This window comes from Sphingobium sp. FG125 (genome assembly GCF_057809795.1).
In genome coordinates this window covers 13,804-32,298 of record NZ_JBMDKQ010000019.1, presented here as the reverse complement: position 1 = coordinate 32,298, position 18,495 = coordinate 13,804, and the positions used below count along the sequence as shown (strand labels likewise).

Here is an 18,495-nt window from a genome sequence, read left to right as displayed (position 1 = left end):
ATTGTCCGATGTCGCGACCGCCCATCCCGCCTTTCACCCATGAGACCGCACTGCAAAAAGTCCGCGCCGCCGAGGATGGCTGGAACAGCCGCGATCCCGCAAGCGTGGCGCTTGCCTACACCGAGGACAGTCATTGGCGGAACCGGTCCGAGTTCCTTCAGGGGCGGGATGCTATCATCGCCTTCCTAGCCGCGAAGTGGAGCCGTGAGCAGGACTATCGACTGATCAAGGGTCTGTGGGCCTATGAAGGTAACCGGATCGCGGTGCGCTTCGCCTATGAATGGCATGACGATGCAGGCACCTGGTATCGCTCTTATGGCAATGAGAATTGGGAGTTCGCGACCGATGGCCTGATGGCGCGGCGGATTGCGAGCATCAACGACCTGCCGATCTCGCAGGAGGATCGCCTGTTCCGCTGGCCGATCGGGCGACGACCGGGGGATCATCCCGGACTGGAAGATTTGGGGCTTTAGCTTTCACGGCCGCTTACGTTGGTCGCCCCCAACCAGCTCGCCATAGCCTTCGGCTCCGCTGCAAGCGCATTTGGAACGTCGCCGGTGCGTTCGCTTCCTAATGCGCAGCACGGATCGGAACCCCCGTCTAACGCCAGGCAGGCGCTCTGACATCGACCTGCATCGCCCGGACGAATGCGGGACGGGCGCAAGCCCGGTCCAGATAGGCGCGCACGTTCGGCCCGAAGCCGTGCCCCAGGCCCACGATCGCATCGCCCAGATACAGGGCATAGGCGATTGCGATGTCGGCGATCGTGAACCGTCCGCCGCACAGCCACTCGCGATCGGCGAGCGCCGCCTCGACCGCGCGCAGCCGGCCGAAAAACCATTTCTCATAATCGGCGGCCGTCTGTTCATTGCGGTGCGCGGGCGCCTCAAGCTCACGGTATCGCAGAACGATCGCCTGGGGAAAGGTGAGGGTCGCGTCGCTGAAGAACAGCCAGTTCAGGAACAGGGCGAAATCCGGTTCGTCACTCGTGAGCGCCAGCGGAGTCGGCCCGTATCGCGCAGTGAGATAGAGGCAGATGGCGGCGGATTCGCTCATTTTCACGTCGCCATCGACCAGGAAGGGGATGGTCCCGAGCGGGTTGATATCCAGATAGGGCTTGTCCAGCACCCTGGGCGGGAAGGGCAGCAGGACCGGCTTATAGGGCAGCTCCATTTCCTCAAGCGCCCAGAGCGGCCGCAGCGAACGCGCCCCTTGGCAATGATAGAGCGTCAGCATGCCCCGCTGGCTCCACGGCTGGCCGTAGCCGGCCCCATCATGCCCGCTCACGCAGCGCAGCCGCAGCCATGTCACGCAACAGATGTTTCTGCACCTTGCCCGTCACCGTCATCGGGAAGGCGTCGACATAATATATGTACCGGGGCACCTTGAAGTGGGCGATCTGGCCGCGGCAATAGTCGATCATCGCCTGCTCACTGACCGCCATGCCAGCGCGAAGGCGGATGCAGGCGCACACCTCCTCGCCGAATTTCTCGTCGGGTACGCCGACGACCTGCACATCCTCGACGGCGTCATGCCGGAAGAAAAATTCCTCCAGTTCGCGCGGGTAGATATTCTCGCCGCCCCGGATGATCATGTCCTTCGATCGACCGACGATGCGGCCATAGCCGTCCTCGTCGATCACCGCGAGGTCGCCGGTGTGCATCCATCCGTCGCTGATCGCCTCCGCCGTCCGATCGGGATCCTCCCAATAGCCGAGCATGACCGCATAGCCGCGCGTGCATAATTCCCCCGGAACGCCGCGCGGCACCGTGTCCCCGGTGGCGGGGTCGATGATCCTGACCTCTAGATGCGGCTGGACGCGGCCGATGGTCGATACCCGGCGTTCGACCGCATCGTCCAGCGCGGTCTGGAAGCTGACCGGGCTGGTTTCCGTCATCCCATAGGCAACGCCGATGTCGCGCATGTGCATCCGCGTCATGACCCTGTTCATCAATTCGATCGGGCATGGCGCGCCCGCCATGATGCCGGTGCGCAGCGACGACAGGTCGTATCGCGCGAAGTCGGGATGTTCCAGTTCGGCGATGAACATCGTCGGAACGCCGTGGAGCGCGGTGCAGCGTTCGGCCTCCACCGCCTCCAGCACCGCGCCCGGATCGAACGCGGCCGAGGGATAGACCATGGCCGCGCCGTGCACGAGACAGGCGAGGTTGCTCATCACCATCCCGAAACAATGATAGAGCGGCACCGGGACGCAAAGCCGGTCGCCCTGCCCCAGGCCCATGGCCAGCCCCACGAAATATCCGTTGTTCAATACATTATGGTGCGACAGCGTGGCCCCTTTGGGCAGGCCGGTGGTGCCGCTGGTGAACTGGATGTTGATCGGGTCGCCGGGGAGAAGCCCCGCGGCAAGATCGGTCATGGAGGCTGGCGATTCGCGACCGCGCGCCAGCACATCCTCGAAATCGATCCAGCCGCGCCGTGGCTGTCCGCCGATCTTGATCACATGCCTCAGCGCCGGCAGCCGGTCGCATGTGATCGCGCCGTCGCTGTCCGCCAGGCCCGGCACAACCTCCTCCACCATCGCGACATAGTCGCTGGTCTTGAAGCTGGCGGAACAGATCAGGGCGGTGGCCCCCACCATGCGCAACGTATAGTCCAGCTCGGAAAGACGGTAGGCGGGGTTGATGTTGACCAGGATCATCCCGGCGCTGGCGGTGGCGAGCTGCGCGATCGTCCACTCGGCGCAGTTGGTCGCCCACACCCCGACCCGATCGCCGCGCCTGATCCCGAGCGCCGCCAGGCCGAGGCCGAGGGCGTCGGCCGCCTGCTTCAGCTCAACCCATGTCATACGCACATTCTGGTGCCGCGAAATCAGCGCGAGCTGGTCTGGCCAGCGTTCCACCGCGCGATCCAGCGCTTGTCCGATCGTCATGTCCAGCAGCGGCGGCTGCGTGTCGCCAACCACATGGCTCAGTTCATGGGACGGCATATATTGTCCTCCTGATAATCTTACGAAGCAGCGCCCGTCGGGGCGACGACAGGCTCCACGGCATGGCGTTCAGCGTGCCGCCTCGGCTGCATAGAGCGCATCGAGCAAAGGGGCGAGGCGCGGGTCGAGCCATTGCGCGTTGGGGTTGCGCATGGTGTTAGTCGTATAGGCCACGCCGAACCTGCGAGCCGGATCGGCAAAGGCCATGCTGCCGCCAAAGCCCGGATGGCCGAATGATGCCGGATTCGGGCCCATTGCACCGTCATTGAGACGGAATCCGGCTGCATAGCGACCGGGGAAGCCCATGGCTTGATCGAAGCCGGCAACACGTTCACGGGTCGCCTGTTCCAGCACCGCCTTGCCCAGCAGCCATGGTTCATCGCTGAAGAGATGCGCGTAGAGCTTGGCCAGGCCGCGCGCGTTCGCAGTCCCGCCGGCCGCCGAGTGCCCCGCCGCGCGCCAGTAGCGCTGGTTGGGAAAGTCCCAGGCGATCATCGGATTGGTCAGCGCGGCCGCCATGGCTTCGAGATTGGGGACTTCAAAATCAATGGCAGCCACGTCGTCCGGTCCGAACATCGCGGCATAGCGATCATCTTCCTCGATCGGCAGCCCCAGATAGACGTCGATGTCGAGTTTCGCTGCAATCTCTTCCTCGTAAAAACGGGCGATGGTCCGGCCATCGACCCGGCGGATGAGTTCGTCAGCCAGCGTGCCGATGGTCAGCGCATGATAGCCCCACAGGCCCGGACCGAAGAACGGCTCCTGCGCGGCGAGCATGGCGGCGACGCGATCATGGGCAATATAATCGTCCAGTGTCACCGGTTCGCGTGCGCCGACCAGGCCGGCCTGATGCGACATCATTTCGCCGACTGTGATCGCAGCCTTGCCGTTCGCCGCAAATTCCGGCCAATAGGCCGAGACGGGGGTTTCATAATCCAGCTTGCCCCGGTCGACCAGCATCGCGATGCAGATCGATAGGACGCCCTTTGACGTGGAATTGACGCCGAAGAGGGTGCGATCGGTAATCCTGGCGGAGCGATCTTCCACGCGGCTTCCGCCCCACAGATCCACCACTGCGGCGCCGTCGCGATAAACAGCGAATGCCGCCCCGACGTCCTGCCCCGATGCCAGATTATCATCGAAGGCTATGCGGACGCCCTCATAGCCGTCGGCCACTATTCCTTGGGTTTTATCTGACACGAACCAAACTCCTTATTCGAGATATGCTTGTGCGTTCGGTAGCCTGGACGCAGATGATCCTACGCCGCGCTGGCGCAAGAAGACGGTTGCTGCTGCATCACCCCTATGATGATGCAGCAGCCCCGATCAACAAACTAGAATATATACTCCAACCGCATGCCATATGTGCGCGGCTTGGCGGCATTATAATAGACGCCATAGGGCTGGGCGGTCTGCCTGAAAGCGGCATAGTCGTTGTTGAATAGATTGTTGGCATAGACGCCAATGCGCAGCTTTTCTCCGGGCGGGCTGATATAGCCCGATGCGTTCGCGGTGAAGAGATGCCCGTCGCGATCATAGCCCAGCTGACCGCCAGCCCCGGGCTGAAAGTTGATCGACGAACGATATTGCGCGATTCCCGAAAGCGAGGCGGTCCACGTCCCGATGGCGAACTCGTCGCCCGCATTGTCCGTGACTGTGCCGCGAAGCTGGCATTCGTGTCGCCCCTGGCGGCGCGCTCCTCATAAGTATAGCGGCCGCCCACCGTGACCTTCAGCTGGCCGGTCAGATCGTAATAGCCTTCCAGGAAGGCTGCGTAGGACTTGGACGTCGCGATGTCGATGGCATTCGTCAACCCAAGGCTCTGAGCGGTTTCGACCGCTACCGCACGAGATTGTGCATAGCATGTAGAAGCGAACATCGCACTCATCACGACGGCCATCGGTCCAAATTTCACCATCGCCCCCCTCTTTTCGCCTGCTTGCCTGCAGGCGTTTTAGTTCTGGAGATGCATGGGGCCGGCAGAGCTGCCAAGTCCAATACGTATTTCGCTATGATTGATAAGAATATCGTCATATTCTGGTGCCAATGCGACTGTGGGGGTGTGCGTGGCTATTGATCCGAAACTCATGATCGATTTCGCGACCATCGCCGAGAATGGCTCGTTCACCCGAGCCGCCCAACGGCTGCGTGTCGCTCAGCCATGGCTCTCCGCCCGTATTCACAAGCTTGAACAGATCATCGGCTATCGTCTTTTCGACCGCACCACGCGGAGCGTGACGTTGACAGAGCGGGGCGCGGAACTCTTCGAAGCTGCCCGCAACGTTGCAAAAGCCGCGGAGGCGGCCGATCGTTTGGCGCTCCAGCTTGGCCGCAGGAACCGGACCGTGCTGCGGATCGGTGCCCCACCCTACTCGAAGATCATTCGTGAGCGCCGTGAGTTGATCGGCGAGTTCGCCAAAGCCCATCCAGATGTGAGCCTCGAAATCGAGACAGGCTGGTCGCTAGCGCTCCTCGGTCGCCTGGAGACAGGAAATATCGACCTGGCCTTCATCATGGGTGACACCGAAGCCACCGGCTTCGAAAGCCTGGTTTTGAAACGGTTCGGGGTTGCACTCAGCCTGGATCGTGATCACCCATGGGCCACGTCGACGTCGATATCGCCCGATGCGACGATCGGACAAACCATCGAGGTGTTCATCCGAAATCTTTATCCCGGTTTGTGGGATCGGCTCTATGCTCCGCTGATCAAGGCCGGCGCTCATCTGATCGAAGTACCGGAATTGGCGGAGGGCGCGCCCGATCGAATGAGATCGCCAGATGCCGTTGCCGCCTACTTCGATTTCGGAGCGGACGATGCGGGCTTCACCGAGGTCGTCCGCATTCCCTTGGCAGCGCCGGCTACTGTTCCGTTCCAGCTTCTGCGCAATATTGCTGAACCTTCGAAAGCTGGCGATGAGTTCTGGCAGTTCGCGCGCTTGCGCGGCGGTGAAGGGCGATTGTCCCCATGAAAATCTCGATCGGTCGAACCGTTTTGCCATCATCTCGCGTAGCGGGTGGTCCAATCGTGCTGCGGCGAGTCCGATCGGAGGGTATCGGCCAAAGCTTAGCAGTCTCTCCTTGCCACCGTGCCGATATTTGAACCGCCATGATTTTGTACCGGCTGGTGACACCTGAATAAACATCGGCCAATAAACCATTCAAATTGAAGGGTTTATTTATACCATATGTGCTCTATGAATTGAAGCGTTGGTGGGCCCGGCAGGACTTGAACCCGCAACCTATCCGTTATGAGCGGACAGCTCTAACCAGTTGAGCTACAGGCCCCACCTTGTCAACGAACGCCCGATTAGGCAGCATCACGCCGCTTGGCAAGCCTCGATACGCATGGGAACGGCGTTAAGAAGCTGATCCAGGCTGGCTGCCCTGACGCCCCGTTTCGCCAGATGCGCCAGCACCGCGTCCCACCAGCCGTAAAAGGCGGTGCGGTCGGCCTCATCGCGGACATAGGGGGTATGGCCCGGCTCCAGCGTGGGCGAATGGAAGCTGAAATTGAGGACGGGAACGCCCTCCTCCATAAGCGCGTCGATCGCGGCGATGGCTTCGGGGGCGGATATGCCTTCGGGGGTTAGCGGCACGCGGCTCAGCATCCGGGCGCGCGACAGGGCGCCGGCGAGCGGCCCCATGGACTGGGCCGCGCGATAGAGACGCTCGCCCGCGCCGCGCAGCAGGCCGACAAAGGCGGTGGACAGCGGCAATTCCACCAGAGTCCTGTCAGGACCAGCCCAATAGGGCGTCTGGGGCAAGCCGCAAAAATCCGGGCCATGCTGATGGCTGTAATCGAACCGGCTGCGCACCGAACTGTCGAGCCGGAACCCCGCTTCGCTCAGCAACCGCGCGCTGTTGGGACCAACGCCATAGCGACCGGCGCGATAGGCGATGGGGCGCTGGCCAAAGCGCTCCTCGATCCGGCGGCACAGCGCCTCCAGCTTCGCGCGCTCTACCGCTTCGGGCAGGAAGCCGACATAGGAGTTGACGGCGCTGACTTCCTCGACATGGGGCGGGTTGACCCAGGGGTGGAGATGCGCGCCGATATCGGCGGTGCCGTCGCTGACCCATTGCGCCATCATCGCTGACGCTACGTCGCTATCGATTACGGGATAATCGGTGACATAGATGGGCTTGACACCAGCCGCCGCGAAATAGGCCTGCCCCCGTGCCATACCCGGCAGGGCGGTGACGTCATGACCGGTGCGGCTTAAAGGGGCGTTCCAGTCAAATTCCTCTTCGGTATCGACGAACAGCATGAATCGGGTGCCGAAAGCGGGATCGAGGGTGATCCTGTCCTGCAGCAAGGGCGGGGCCAGCAGGTTGCCGTCATGGGGGGAAACAGTCATGCGCTATCCATAGCGCGCAATGGTTGCCATAGGGTTGCCGTGCGCGTCAGGCGTGGGCCGTGTCTTCGGCAACGCTGGCGGCGGGAATGGCGAGCAGCAGCCGCCCCGGCTCCACTTCCAGACTGCCGCCGCATGTCCCGGCGAGGCTGCGGATCAGCCGTAGCGAAAAGCCCAGCCCCAGCAGCGGACCATCGGCCCAATCGCCTTCGGACGTATAGCCCGGATCGAGCAGTTGCGCCTCCTCCATGCCCGCCAGGCTGGAGGGACGGTCGATGGCCAGGACAACCCGGCCGTTGGTGCCTTCGGGCTGGAACCAGCAGGCACCGGTCACCGCCTCCCCCTTTGGCGCGACGGAAATCAGCGTGCGCAACAGATGCTGGACCATGCGTTCGCCTTGCACCGGATCGATCCGCACTGGCGGCAGGTCGGTTGCCATAGCGATGTCGACCGGCGCGCCGCCCTGATCGCGGAAGCGGTTGGCGATCTGGCGCACCAGCGGTTCGGGATCGAGCAGTTGCGGCGCACCGACATCGTCGCCGCGCGAGACGCGGGCGGCGAGGTCCAGATCGTCGAAGGCCGCCAGCAGATGGCGCGCATCGACCGCTATATTGCCCGCCATATCGCGATATTCCGCGCCTGCCGGGCCGAACAATTCCTGCTCGATAATCTCGGCAAAGCCCAATATGGCGTTCAGTGGCGTGCGCAGTTCATGCACCAGCTGGCGCAGCGAATCCGCCGACAGGCCGCTCAGCCCGTCCGGCGCAGGCTCGTGCTGCGCGGCCACTTCGTGCAGGAAGGGACGACGCGCCTGACCGCGATAGCCCTGAAAGCGGCCCGACCGGGGATCGAAAAAGGGGGTGGCCGACAGTCGCCATTCGCCGGCCATCGTCCCGCCCACAATGGCGAACCGACCATTCTGGAAGCCGCTGCGCCGGGCAAAGGCACCTGCGACATGGCCATCCGGCCCGCTACCGCCCTCCAGCGCTACTTCGCCCAGCGACAGGCCGATCAGCGCCGCGCGCGGTCCCTGGTCAATCCACAGGATCGTGCCAGCGGCATCGGTTTCGAACGCGAAATCGCGCGGTGGCGCGCTGCTGTCAGGTTCCTCTGTCGCCAGTGGCTGGGGTGGCGGCCGGGTGCTGGTGAAATGGGCGATCCGGTCGACCAGATTGCGGATCTGGTCCTTGTCGCCGACAGGCGCGCGCAGCGGCGTGACCGTGCCGGTCTCAGCCTCCAAATCCGGCGCGTCGTTCGCCGGAACCATATCGGCGGTGAGCAGCATGTCGCTGTCGCCCACCATATCCTGCCGTACGGTGGTCAGCACCAGATCGGACGGACCAAAGGCTTCGAGCGCCAGTCGCGCCGCCGGACCGATATCGCGCCGCCCGCGCAGGACGCCGCGCGCCGTGGGCGTCAGCCGTGGCAGCAGCTCTTCCCACATCATGTCGGGCAATTGCGCCCGTGCCATCGCGGCGGCGGCAATGGAGGGGCGATCATGGGCAAAAAACTCGACCAGGCTAGCCGACCGCAGCCGACCGCCCAGTTCGACGACGGTGGCAATACGCTGCGTTTCCGACAGCTTGGTGCGCAATCCTGCCAGCCGGTCGAGTAATGCGGCCCGCTGGTCCGCCGCCATCGGCGCGCGATCGGCGCGGTCATGCTGCGCCAGCAAATCGACGCACTGACGCCACAACGTCACCGCGCCCAGCCCGGCACGGTCCTCGGCGGCCAGCACTGTCTGCATCAGATCGTTGAAACGCACCAATAATCCCCATATGGCCGTGGCGCAGGCAGGTGCCCGGTGCGCTCAGCGGCTGTCACGCACCTACCGATAAGCCCTCGCCCCGCAAAGGAAAAGGGGCTGGTTACGCGAACGAAAGCGATCGTCGCATAGTGGGACAATTGCATTGCCCTGAAACATTATTATGATGGGACAGGAAAACAGGACAGGAAATAAGCACAATAATGGCCGGCCCGAATATCGACGACATTGATCTGCAAATTCTGGGTGAATTGCAGCAGGATGGCAGGATGACCAACGTGGAACTGGCACGCAAGGTCGGCCTGACCGCGCCGCCATGCCTGCGCCGCGTCCGATCGCTGGAGGAAGCGGGTGCCATCACCTCCTACCATGCCGTGGTCGATCCGGGGATGCTGGGCTACACCATCACGGTGTTTGCTATGGTGAGCCTGAAAAGCCAGGCGGAAGCGGACCTCAAAGCCTTTCAGGATCATGTCGCGGAACTGCCAGAGGTTCGCGAATGTCATATGTTGAACGGTGAGATAGATTTCATTCTGAAGGTCGTGGCGAAGGACCTTCAGAGCTTTCAGCAATTTCTGACGTCCAAACTGACGCCAGCGCCCAATGTGGTGAGCGTCAAGACATCGCTCACCATCCGCACGTCCAAAAATCTGCCGGGCGTGCCTTTGCCGGTGTGAATTGTCAGGCGCGGTGCCGGATCATTAGCTGATCCGGCCCGCGATCACGCGGCCTTGCGGCTTTGTTGATCGACCCACACCGACCAGAAACCCGCCACGCTGGCCCAGTTGCCGCTGGCCTGGCTCAAAGCCGCCTGCGCGCCGGGCAGGTCGCCCGATCGCGCCAGTGCCACGCCCAGCCGCGCATTCACCCGGCCTGCATCGACACCGCCCTTGGCCAGTGCCAGGCGATATTGCTCGACCGCCTGGGGAAATTGCCCCAACGAAAAATAGCTGTCGGCCACGGCCTGCGCATCCTTGCCGGATGAAGCGCCCGCCGCCTTCTTCGCCTGCGCGGGCAAGGCCGCGATCTCCTTGGTCGCCTTGGGCGTGACCGCTTTCAGCAGCGACGTGGTCGCAGGCTGGGTCGCGGTCAGCTTACCGGCCTTGCGGCCAGCCTCGATGATGGATTTGGCCTCGGCAAAATAGCCAGATTTCTCCGCCAGTTGGGCATAGGCCTGATAGTCCCGCTCGCTTGCCATCGCGCCATTGGCGGCTTGCAGGCGATACAGGTCTAGCTGGAGCTGCGAATCTATGCCTGCGGCCGACAGATAATTGGTGATCGCCGAACGCCAATCTTCGCGCGCGCCTGCCTGGGTCAGCCGTTCGCGATAGAGCTGGCCAACTTCCGTCCAGTCACCGGCCTGATAGGCCATGGAAATGGCACGGTCGGACCAGGCGAGCGGCATGGGCTGACCGGAGGCGCGCTGACGGGCCAGCGCCTGCTGTACGAACGGGCGCGCTTCCTTGGGCTTGTTGCGGCGCAGGGCAATGTCGGCGCGCAGGAATGTCGCGTCAATGCCGTCATAGCCAAGGGTCCTGGCATAATCGAGCTGCGCCACCGCATCGTCATAATTGCCCACGGCGTAGGACAGATAGCCCGCAACATAGCGCAGCCGTGGCGCATCCTTCTTGGGCAAGGCGCTGGTCTTGAACAGGTCGGTCAGGGCGATCCGCTGCGCCTGCACGTCGCGGCGCTGCGCCGCCAGTTCGAACCGAAGCCCTGCCGCGACATAATTTTCAAAGTCCGACATGGGTGCCAACGCCGCGATACGCGCGTTGGCGGTGGTCACATCACGCGCTTGCAGCGCGGCCTGTGCCGCCGTCACATTGGCGCGAAACGCATCGGACATGGCGATAACGGGACCGGCCGCGACCTTCTTCTTGGCCAGTGCTGGCGTCGCCATCAGCAACGCCCCCGCCAAGGCAATCGGCAGGCCCGCAAAGGTTAATGTATGAAATCGCATGGCCCCAAAAGCCTCCCCGGTACGCACTTTATCAATATATTATAAGGCGCGCCGTCGCCGGTCGGGCGACGGCGCGCAAAATGTCAGGCGCCCTTGGTACCCAGATAAGCAAGCCACAGGCCGGCAATCTGCTTGCGCGCGCCGCCCTGCACCGCTTCAAACGCCGCCTTGGCTGCAACATTGTCGCCGCTCATCAGCTTGGCGATGCCCATGCGGGTGTTGATCTCATCCGCGTCAACGCCACCCTTCTGTTTGGCCAGATCGAACATAGCGGCCGCCTTGGCATAGTCGCCATAGCCCAGATAGGCGTCGGCGGTTGCTGCTGCGATCTTGCCATTGGCGGCCTTCTTCGCATCCGCTTCAGCCGCGCCTAGCGATCCCTTGTCGCCTGCAATACGCGCCGTCGCGGTCTGATAGAGATCACCACCCTGGCTTGCATTCAGCACGCCCTTCGAGCGGCCCAGGTCGATCGAGGATTTGACCTCGCCATAAATGCCGGTCTTGGACGCCATTTCCGCATATTCGACAAAGTCTCCCGCAACAACCAGACCACCCGACGCCGACAGGAGGCGCAGCACGTCAAGATTCTCGCGATTCGTAATAGTCGGATTGGCACGCTGGAACAGCCGCACCAGCGTCCGCAAATTCGCGCCGCTGGGTTCTGCCTGATAGGCCATCTTCGCCCATTCGGTCACTTCGGGCAGCTTGGCCGCTTCGGAGCGGCCAACGCCGATCTGATACCATTGGGGCGGAACCTGCTGTCCTGCGGCCTTCATCGCATCAACCGCAGCCTTGAGCGCGGCAAGACCCTGGACATTGAATCCGCGCGCGGGTTCGACCGAAGCATTGCCCGTGCCGGCCTTGCCGAAATAGGCCTGGGCGATGGTTGGATTGACCGCTTCGGCTTTATAACCGGCCGCCAGCGCTGCCTGACCGCGCTTGAGCGCCAGATCATAATTTTTTGCGCCCATCGCCTGATCGGCAGCGACCGCGTTGAACTGGCCCGCCTGGTCGGGCGGGGTGAGGCCGCTATCGAGCATCTGGTTCAGCGCCTCGCTCTGAAGCGCAGCGTCCTTGCTCGATATCGAAGTGTTCAGCTTGATCGCGCCGATCTGATATTTGTCGTCGTTCGACGTCGCCTTGCTGTCGGCTTCGGCCAGTGCGGCCTTGGCTGCGGCCCAATCCTGCGCTTCGGCAGCTTTCTGTGCGACCTGAAGCGACTTGATGACTTCGGGCGAAACATTCAGCTTCGGCCCGGCCTTCTTTTCTTCCTTCTTCGCGGCAAAGGCGGGGGCGGTGATCGCGCCGCCGCTTACTGCCAGAGCCAGCACGAGCGCCACCGGGGTAACAAAACGCATGATCCTCATCTCCTTTTTGCGCCGGGCCGGGGAAGCCATGGGCGACTGTAAAGCTGTTGTGCGCCGATTAGGGGGCGGCGCGTGAATGGCCATTGAACAAGCCTATATCGGCGGATTTTGCAACTGTCATGCACACGCTTCGTTCCGTGTGCGGCGCTCATCACCCCCTGCCCTATTTGTCTGCACGTGCGGGCGCGCGCGTGAGCGCGCGAGGGGTGACAGATTTGTTTCGCTCGGCTAGTGCGAACGCAGAAACACATTCCATCCAAAAAAGAGAATCGCCTTGAACGACGAGACCAGCCTCGCCGACCCTTCGGACATCAGCCCCGTCAGCATCGTAGACGAGATGAAGGCGAGCTATCTCGACTATGCCATGTCGGTGATCGTGTCCCGCGCCCTGCCGGACGTGCGCGACGGGTTGAAGCCGGTGCATCGCCGTATTCTTTTTTCCGCCCAGGAATCGGGCTTCGTCTATAACCGCCCCTATCGCAAATCTGCGCGTCTGGTCGGTGAAGTCATGGGTAAATATCACCCCCATGGCGACAGCTCGATCTACGACGCATTGGCGCGCATGACGCAGGACTGGTCAATGCGCGTGCCGCTGATCGACGGTCAGGGCAATTTCGGTTCGATGGACCCCGATCCGCCAGCCGCCATGCGCTACACCGAAGCGCGCCTGGCCAAGGTCGCCAATGCGCTGCTGGAGGATCTCGACAAGGACACCGTCGATTTCACGCCCAATTATGACGCTTCGGAAAGCGAGCCGCAGGTGCTGCCCGCGCGCTTCCCCAATCTGCTGGTCAATGGCGCAGGCGGCATCGCGGTCGGCATGGCGACCAACATCCCGCCGCACAATCTGGGCGAAGTCATCCGCGCTTGCCTGGCCTATATCGACAATACCGGCATCACCATCGACGAACTGATCCAGATCGTCCCCGGTCCCGATTTCCCGACCGCGCCGCTGATCCTGGGCCAGTCGGGCGCCCGCAGCGCCTATCATACGGGCCGCGGATCGATCATGATGCGGTCGCGCCATGTCATCGAGAGCGGGCGCGGCGACCGCGAATCCATCGTGCTGACCGCCATCCCCTATCAGGTCGGCAAGAACGGCCTGGTTGAAAAGATCGCCGAAGCCGCCAAGGAAAAGCGGATCGAGGGGATCAGCGACATTCGCGACGAATCCAGCCGCGAAGGCGTGCGGATCGTCATGGATTTGAAGCGCGACGCGACCCCGGAAGTCGTGCTGAACCAATTGTGGCGCAACACGCCCGCGCAATCAAGCTTCCCGGCCAACATGCTGGCCATTCGCGGCGGTCGCCCGGAACTCTTGAACCTGCGCGACATCATCGAAGCCTTCGTCAAGTTCCGCGAAGAGGTGATCACCCGCCGCACCAAGTTCGAGCTGAGCAAGGCGCGCGACCGGGCGCATATCTTGCTGGGTCTGGTCGTTGCGGTCAGCAATCTTGATGAGATGGTCCGCATCATCCGCGGATCGTCCAGCCCCGCCGAAGCGCGCGAAAAGCTGCTGATGCGCGAATGGCCGATCGGCGAGATCGCGCCCTATATCCGGCTGGTCGAAGCGATCGACATTGAAGTGTCGGGCGATTTCTACAAGCTGTCCGACCTTCAGGTCCGCGCCATCCTCGACCTGCGCCTGCATCGCCTGACGGCGCTGGGCCGCGACGAAATCGGCAAGGAACTGGCCGAACTGGCCGACGCGATCGCTGAATATCTCGCCATCCTGGGTGACCGGGTAAAACTCTATGCCGTGATGCGCGAAGAGTTTGAGGCGATCGAGCGGGAATTTGCCACGCCTCGTCTGTCCGAAATCACCGCCGCCGCCGACGGGATCGAGGATGAGGATCTGATCGAGCGCGAGGATATGGTCGTCACCGTCACGGTGCAGGGTTATATCAAGCGCACCCCGCTGGAGAGCTTCCGCGCGCAGGCGCGCGGCGGCAAGGGCCGGTCGGGGATGGCGACCAAGGATGAGGATGCGATCACGGAATTGTTCGTGACATCGACCCATACGCCGGTGCTGTTCTTCTCGACCGCGGGCAAAGTCTATCGCCTGAAAGTATGGCGCCTGCCCGAAGGCGGCCCGGCGACGCGCGGGCGACCGATGGTCAACCTGCTGCCGCTTGCGGCCGGCGAAACCATCCGTACCGTGCTGCCGCTGCCCGAAGATGAGGATAGCTGGAAGGACCTGCACGTCATGTTCGCGACCGCGAACGGCACCGTGCGGCGCAACAGCATGGATGCCTTCGCCAATGTGCCGTCCAACGGCAAGCTGGCGATGCGCTTTGACGAGGGCAGCGAGGACCGGCTGATCGGTGTCGCGCTGCTGACCGAGGAAGATGACGTGCTGCTTGCCACCCGGCAGGGCAAGGCCATCCGCTTTGCCGCGACCGATGTGCGCGAGTTCCAGAGCCGTACTTCGACCGGTGTGCGGGGCATGACGCTCAAGAGCGACGATGAGGTTATCTCGCTGTCCATCCTGCATCGTTCGGGGGCCAATCAGGAGCAGCGCGAAGAATATTTGCGCTTCGCCCCATGGAAGCCGGAAAAGGAAGGCGAAATGGCCGATCAGGCAATGTTCGCCCATATGCGCGAGCATGAGCAGTTCATTCTGACGGTCTGCGCCAATGGTTATGGCAAGCTGTCGTCGGCCTATGATTATCGCCGCACCGGACGCGGTGGTCAGGGGATCACCAACATCGACAATATCGGTCGCAATGGCCCTGTCGTCGGCAGCTTCGCCGCGACCCATGGCGACCAGTTGATGCTGGTGACCGATCAGGCCAAGCTGATCCGCATGGGCCTCGACAGCCTGCGCGTCATCGGCCGCAATTCGGCGGGCGTCCGCCTGTTCGACGTGGCCAAGGACGAGCATGTCGTCAGCGCCGCGCGGATCGAGGAAAGCGACGAGGGCGAGACCGAAGCGGCCGTCGAGGCATGAGCGACCTGTTCGCCTACAAGATATTGACGGCGGACCAATATGCGCAATTGAAGGCCGACGGCGTGTTTGCGGGCGCGCCGGTCGATCTGGCCGATGGCTATATCCATATGTCGACCCGTGACCAGGCAGCGGAGACGGCGGCGAAGCATTTTGCCGGGCAGGACCGGCTGGTGATGCTGATGGTCGATCTGGCGCCGTTCGGTGATGCGATCAGATGGGAAGAGTCGCGCGGCGGTGCCTTGTTCCCGCATCTCTATGGCGACCTGCCGTTGAGTGCGGTTGCGGGCAAGGTGGTGCTGCGGATCGGCGACGATGGCCTGCATCAATTCCCGGCGGGGTTTTGATCCACCCGTTTCATCCGCACGACCAGTCCGCGCCTGACCCAATAATCCCATCCGCCCCAACGGATGCGCGATGATGTGGCGGCGGCGAGTTGTACAATCAGATGCGCCCAGCTGACCGCGAAGGGTGCGATGCAATCCCACCAGAGCGACCGTCGCGCGCGCCGAGCCTGGTCCGGTTCCAGTACGCTGGCCAGGATCGCCCGCCGTGCCAGCGCCCGGCCCCATGCCGCGCCATAGCCGATCGCAATCATCGCCCAGCCACCCCAGACCAGCGCCCAGACCCATGCCGCCGCCTGCACCGCGACCACCACAGTCGCCAGCGCCCACATGCCGGGGCTGTTGGTGATGATATGTCGATATTGACGGACGCCGAAGCCCAGCACCTGCGCTGCGCTCCCCTCCAACGGGCTGGCGACGAGCAGGTCGCGCACGGGCCGCAATCGCAATTTGGCGCGCCAGCCTGCCAGGCCGATCGCCATGTCGTCCGACAACCGCCCGGCCATCGCCCGATCAAGGTCCAGCCGGTCGGCCACCTCCCGCGTCAACGCCATCGCGCCGCCCCACGGCATGGTCGCGCTGGCGAAGCGCGGCAGGGTCGCCAGCTGCATCTCGACCGCCCCGACCAGCGCCAGCACTGGTCCGCGTTCGGGTAGCAGCATTCGGTAGCCGGTGACGATGTCCGCCTTGCCCCGGACCAGCGGGAATAGCAGTCGGCCAACCAGGCGCGTGGGCGGTTCGATGTCGGCGTCAATGAACAGGACATAGCGATCGTCCGGTCGCAACACCCGCAGCGCCGCGCGCAGTTTGTGGACTTTCTGGCCTTCGTCGCTGGCGTCCCCGGCATGAACGACCTGCACCCAGTTGCCTTCGCGCGCCGCCAGCGCATCGGCGGCGGCGCACGCGCCCGATGTCGCGATCAACAGGCGAAAGCGCGCGGTCTGGGCTTTCAGCCGGGCGATCAACTGCGGCCCGCCATCCCAATCGTCGCGCACCGACAATAGCATGACGACACCGTCGGGCGTCTCGATCTTGCGATCGACCGGCAGGTGACGCCAGTAATTGACGACGCCCAGCAGGCTTAGCCCCTGAAGCAATATCCATAGCCACAGCATGTTACGCCAGCGCCTCTTTACCGTCCCGGCTGCTTCTGTATGACGCTATCCCCATGCTCTCCAACCCCTTTCTGTTCGCCCTGCTGCGGCTTTTGCCCGCAAGCATCGCCTCCTGGCTGGGCGGCTGGCTGTCGGTCACGCTCGCCCGCCCGCGCATGAAGCTGCGCGACGCCCGCGCGCGTGCCAATCTGGCGATCCTGCGCCCTGACCTGCCGGAAGCGGAGCGGGAGGCGATGCTGACCCGGCGCTGGTTCAATATCGGGCGGACGCTGGGCGAACTGGCCAATATCGACCGGCTGGTGAACGAGCGGCATGTGAACGTCATCGACCGGGCGGGGTATCAGGCCGTGCTGGACGGGCCGGGACCGATGATCAGCCTGACCGTCCATACCGGCAACTGGGATTTGCTGGCCGCTCATATCAAGGCATCGACCGACCGACCGGGACTGGGCATCTACGATCCGCCAGATAATCCGGGGCAGGCCGCGCTGCTCAAGAAGGCGCGGCAAAGCTATATGGGCGAAGCGATCAGCGGCGAGGGCGCGGCACGCGGCGTGTTCAAGCATCTGACCCAGAAGGACCGGGCGACGCTCTATATATTGGTGGATGAGCGGCGGGAGTTTCAGGTCTGGTTTCCAACTTTTGGCCGTGCCCTGATGCCGTCGGGCAATCTGTCGGTCGCGCTGCGGCTGGCGCGCAAGGTTGGCGCTCAATTCCTGCCCTTCTATCTCGCCCGCACCGATGGCCCGCATTTCGACCTGCACTGGCATCCCCCGCTCGATCCGCGCGTCACGAGCGATGCCGACATTGTGGCGACACTCGACCAGTTTTTAGGCCAAGCCTGCATCGATCATGCCGATCAGTGGCTGGCGCTGCATGATATGGACCTGACCCGGCCGGGGCATTTGCCTCCAACTCTGCCCGCCAATGCCCCTCCGGTCATGTGACTTCGCGCTGCATCGCGGCTACAGCCCCTGCCATGTCCCGACTCGCGATCAAGATTTGCGGCCTTTCGACTGCCGACACGGTGGGCGCTGCCGTGCGCGCGGGGGCCAGCCATATCGGCTTTGTCCATTTTCCCAAAAGCCCGCGCCATGTCGATGCGGATCAGATCAAGGCGCTGGCCGCCATCGCCCCCGCCCATGTCGAGCGGGTCGGCGTGGTGGTCGATCCGACTGACGAGATGCTGGACGAACTTGTCGCGACCGGCGCGCTGACCGCGCTGCAACTCCACGGCAAGGAAAGCGTGCAACGGGCCGCCGCGATCCGCCATCGTTTCGGCCTGTCGGTGTGGAAGGCGATTTCGGTCAAGACCCGCGCGGACATCGACGCCGCCAGCGCCTATGCCGGTGCTGTGGACCGGCTGCTGTTCGACGCCAAGACCCCCGATAGCGCAGCATTGCCCGGCGGCATGGGGCTGCGGTTCGACTGGACGTTGCTGCGCGGGGTGGCGGTGCCCGGACCATGGGGGCTGTCGGGCGGCCTGTCGATGGACAATGTCGCCGAGGCGGTCCGCATCACCGGCGCGCCGCTGATCGACGTTTCGTCGGGCGTGGAAAGCGCGCCGGGCATCAAGGATATGGACAAGATCATCACCTTCTGCAAAGCGGTTTCGCAATGTTGACGCCGCCCGCCCCTGTTGCGCGCATCGAGACACGATGGCGCTGATCGCTTCCCCCATCCGAAGCGAAC

The 18,495-nt window shown here is 63.4% G+C and carries 16 protein-coding genes, 1 tRNA gene and 1 pseudogene; 7 read left to right on the top strand and 11 right to left on the bottom strand.

All coding sequences use genetic code 11. The features are described 5' to 3' along the window. Positions 1 to 8: 8 nt before the first annotated feature. The gene (locus tag ACODSR_RS16435; protein WP_489077713.1) at positions 9 to 473 is read left to right on the top strand and encodes a nuclear transport factor 2 family protein; all 465 of its coding nucleotides are present in this window, start codon (positions 9 to 11) and stop codon (positions 471 to 473) included. A gap of 127 nt (positions 474 to 600) precedes the next feature. Here ACODSR_RS16435 and ACODSR_RS16430 read toward each other — a convergent pair whose 3' ends face one another. From ACODSR_RS16430 to ACODSR_RS16415, 4 genes are all read right to left on the bottom strand, one after another. Then, positions 601 to 1,287 carry a glutathione S-transferase family protein gene (locus tag ACODSR_RS16430; protein WP_489077712.1) on the bottom strand — a complete coding sequence of 229 codons (687 nt, stop codon included), beginning with the start codon at positions 1,285 to 1,287 and terminating at the stop codon, positions 601 to 603. Beyond that, positions 1,274 to 2,950 (bottom strand): AMP-binding protein, encoded by a 1,677-nt coding sequence (locus ACODSR_RS16425; protein WP_489077711.1) that lies wholly within the window; start codon positions 2,948 to 2,950, stop codon positions 1,274 to 1,276. Before ACODSR_RS16425 ends, ACODSR_RS16430 begins: the two co-directional genes overlap by 14 nt. Before the next feature lie 69 nt (positions 2,951 to 3,019). Further along, entirely contained in the window at positions 3,020 to 4,150 is a 1,131-nt protein-coding gene (locus ACODSR_RS16420) for a serine hydrolase domain-containing protein (RefSeq protein WP_489077710.1), read from the bottom strand. Between the two features lie 103 nt (positions 4,151 to 4,253). Beyond that, positions 4,254 to 4,829, bottom strand: coding sequence for a TonB-dependent receptor (locus ACODSR_RS16415; RefSeq protein WP_489077758.1), 576 nt, complete (start codon positions 4,827 to 4,829; stop codon positions 4,254 to 4,256). 187 nt (positions 4,830 to 5,016) lie between these two features. Here ACODSR_RS16415 and ACODSR_RS16410 point away from each other — a divergent pair, with 187 nt between their 5' ends. Further along, positions 5,017 to 5,919, top strand: a complete 903-nt coding sequence (locus ACODSR_RS16410) for a LysR family transcriptional regulator (RefSeq protein ID WP_489077709.1) — start codon at positions 5,017 to 5,019, stop codon at positions 5,917 to 5,919. 66 nt (positions 5,920 to 5,985) lie between these two features. On the opposite strand, the pseudogene ACODSR_RS16405 reads toward ACODSR_RS16410, so the two are convergent. The 4 genes and pseudogenes from ACODSR_RS16405 to ACODSR_RS16390 all read right to left on the bottom strand — a co-directional run. Then, positions 5,986 to 6,093, bottom strand: a pseudogene (locus tag ACODSR_RS16405) (Arm DNA-binding domain-containing protein); the annotation flags it as partial. Positions 6,094 to 6,158: 65 nt separating this feature from the next. Continuing rightward, positions 6,159 to 6,235 (bottom strand) — tRNA-Ile (locus ACODSR_RS16400). Between the two features lie 32 nt (positions 6,236 to 6,267). Continuing rightward, complete coding sequence (locus ACODSR_RS16395) at positions 6,268 to 7,305, bottom strand: polysaccharide deacetylase family protein (protein ID WP_489077708.1); 1,038 nt, start codon at positions 7,303 to 7,305, stop codon at positions 6,268 to 6,270. Between the two features lie 46 nt (positions 7,306 to 7,351). Next, a complete protein-coding gene (locus ACODSR_RS16390; RefSeq protein WP_489077707.1) occupies positions 7,352 to 9,067 on the bottom strand; it encodes a sensor histidine kinase in 1,716 nt (571 codons plus the stop codon). A gap of 203 nt (positions 9,068 to 9,270) precedes the next feature. On the opposite strand from ACODSR_RS16390, the gene ACODSR_RS16385 reads away from it, so the two are divergent. After that, a complete protein-coding gene (locus tag ACODSR_RS16385; RefSeq protein WP_006950751.1) occupies positions 9,271 to 9,744 on the top strand; it encodes an Lrp/AsnC family transcriptional regulator in 474 nt (157 codons plus the stop codon). 44 nt (positions 9,745 to 9,788) lie between these two features. Here ACODSR_RS16385 and ACODSR_RS16380 read toward each other — a convergent pair whose 3' ends face one another. Both ACODSR_RS16380 and ACODSR_RS16375 read right to left on the bottom strand, forming a co-directional pair. Further along, the gene (locus ACODSR_RS16380) at positions 9,789 to 11,030 is read right to left on the bottom strand and encodes a tetratricopeptide repeat protein (RefSeq protein WP_489077706.1); all 1,242 of its coding nucleotides are present in this window, start codon (positions 11,028 to 11,030) and stop codon (positions 9,789 to 9,791) included. An 83-nt stretch (positions 11,031 to 11,113) separates the two neighbouring features. Beyond that, positions 11,114 to 12,388 carry a hypothetical protein gene (locus tag ACODSR_RS16375; RefSeq protein WP_489077705.1) on the bottom strand — a complete coding sequence of 425 codons (1,275 nt, stop codon included), beginning with the start codon at positions 12,386 to 12,388 and terminating at the stop codon, positions 11,114 to 11,116. A gap of 283 nt (positions 12,389 to 12,671) precedes the next feature. Between ACODSR_RS16375 and gyrA the strand changes: the two genes are divergently transcribed. Together gyrA and ACODSR_RS16365 are read left to right on the top strand one after the other, a co-directional pair. Then, a complete protein-coding gene (gene gyrA / locus ACODSR_RS16370; RefSeq protein WP_489077704.1) occupies positions 12,672 to 15,347 on the top strand; it encodes a DNA gyrase subunit A in 2,676 nt (891 codons plus the stop codon). Beyond that, positions 15,344 to 15,691, top strand: a complete 348-nt coding sequence (locus ACODSR_RS16365; RefSeq protein ID WP_489077703.1) for a DUF952 domain-containing protein — start codon at positions 15,344 to 15,346, stop codon at positions 15,689 to 15,691. The genes gyrA and ACODSR_RS16365 overlap by 4 nt, the downstream gene beginning before the upstream one ends. Here the strand turns inward: ACODSR_RS16365 and ACODSR_RS16360 are convergent. Then, positions 15,670 to 16,803, bottom strand: a complete 1,134-nt coding sequence (locus ACODSR_RS16360) for a glycosyltransferase family protein (RefSeq protein ID WP_489077702.1) — start codon at positions 16,801 to 16,803, stop codon at positions 15,670 to 15,672. The two genes, ACODSR_RS16365 and ACODSR_RS16360, sit on opposite strands and share 22 nt — an antisense overlap. 53 nt (positions 16,804 to 16,856) lie before the next feature. On the opposite strand from ACODSR_RS16360, the gene ACODSR_RS16355 reads away from it, so the two are divergent. Then, positions 16,857 to 17,750: a lysophospholipid acyltransferase family protein gene (locus ACODSR_RS16355; RefSeq protein ID WP_489077701.1), complete on the top strand. Its 894-nt coding sequence runs from the start codon at positions 16,857 to 16,859 to the stop codon at positions 17,748 to 17,750. Between the two features lie 32 nt (positions 17,751 to 17,782). After that, positions 17,783 to 18,427, top strand: a complete 645-nt coding sequence (locus ACODSR_RS16350) for a phosphoribosylanthranilate isomerase (protein ID WP_489077700.1) — start codon at positions 17,783 to 17,785, stop codon at positions 18,425 to 18,427. Positions 18,428 to 18,495: the final 68 nt, after the last annotated feature.

What these genes read in the sequence shown, in the direction of transcription:
- ACODSR_RS16435 (WP_489077713.1), top strand. Translation starts at nt 9, where the DNA reads ATGTCGCGACCGCCCATCCCGCCTTTCACCCATGAGACCGCACTGCAA.
- ACODSR_RS16425 (WP_489077711.1), bottom strand. Translation starts at nt 2,950, where the DNA reads ATGCCGTCCCATGAACTGAGCCATGTGGTTGGCGACACGCAGCCGCCG.
- ACODSR_RS16415 (WP_489077758.1), bottom strand. Translation starts at nt 4,829, where the DNA reads ATGTTCGCTTCTACATGCTATGCACAATCTCGTGCGGTAGCGGTCGAA.
- ACODSR_RS16395 (WP_489077708.1), bottom strand. Translation starts at nt 7,305, where the DNA reads ATGACTGTTTCCCCCCATGACGGCAACCTGCTGGCCCCGCCCTTGCTG.
- ACODSR_RS16385 (WP_006950751.1), top strand. Translation starts at nt 9,271, where the DNA reads ATGGCCGGCCCGAATATCGACGACATTGATCTGCAAATTCTGGGTGAA.
- ACODSR_RS16380 (WP_489077706.1), bottom strand. Translation starts at nt 11,030, where the DNA reads ATGCGATTTCATACATTAACCTTTGCGGGCCTGCCGATTGCCTTGGCG.
- ACODSR_RS16375 (WP_489077705.1), bottom strand. Translation starts at nt 12,388, where the DNA reads ATGCGTTTTGTTACCCCGGTGGCGCTCGTGCTGGCTCTGGCAGTAAGC.
- ACODSR_RS16365 (WP_489077703.1), top strand. Translation starts at nt 15,344, where the DNA reads ATGAGCGACCTGTTCGCCTACAAGATATTGACGGCGGACCAATATGCG.
- ACODSR_RS16360 (WP_489077702.1), bottom strand. Translation starts at nt 16,803, where the DNA reads ATGCTGTGGCTATGGATATTGCTTCAGGGGCTAAGCCTGCTGGGCGTC.
- ACODSR_RS16355 (WP_489077701.1), top strand. Translation starts at nt 16,857, where the DNA reads ATGCTCTCCAACCCCTTTCTGTTCGCCCTGCTGCGGCTTTTGCCCGCA.
- ACODSR_RS16350 (WP_489077700.1), top strand. Translation starts at nt 17,783, where the DNA reads ATGTCCCGACTCGCGATCAAGATTTGCGGCCTTTCGACTGCCGACACG.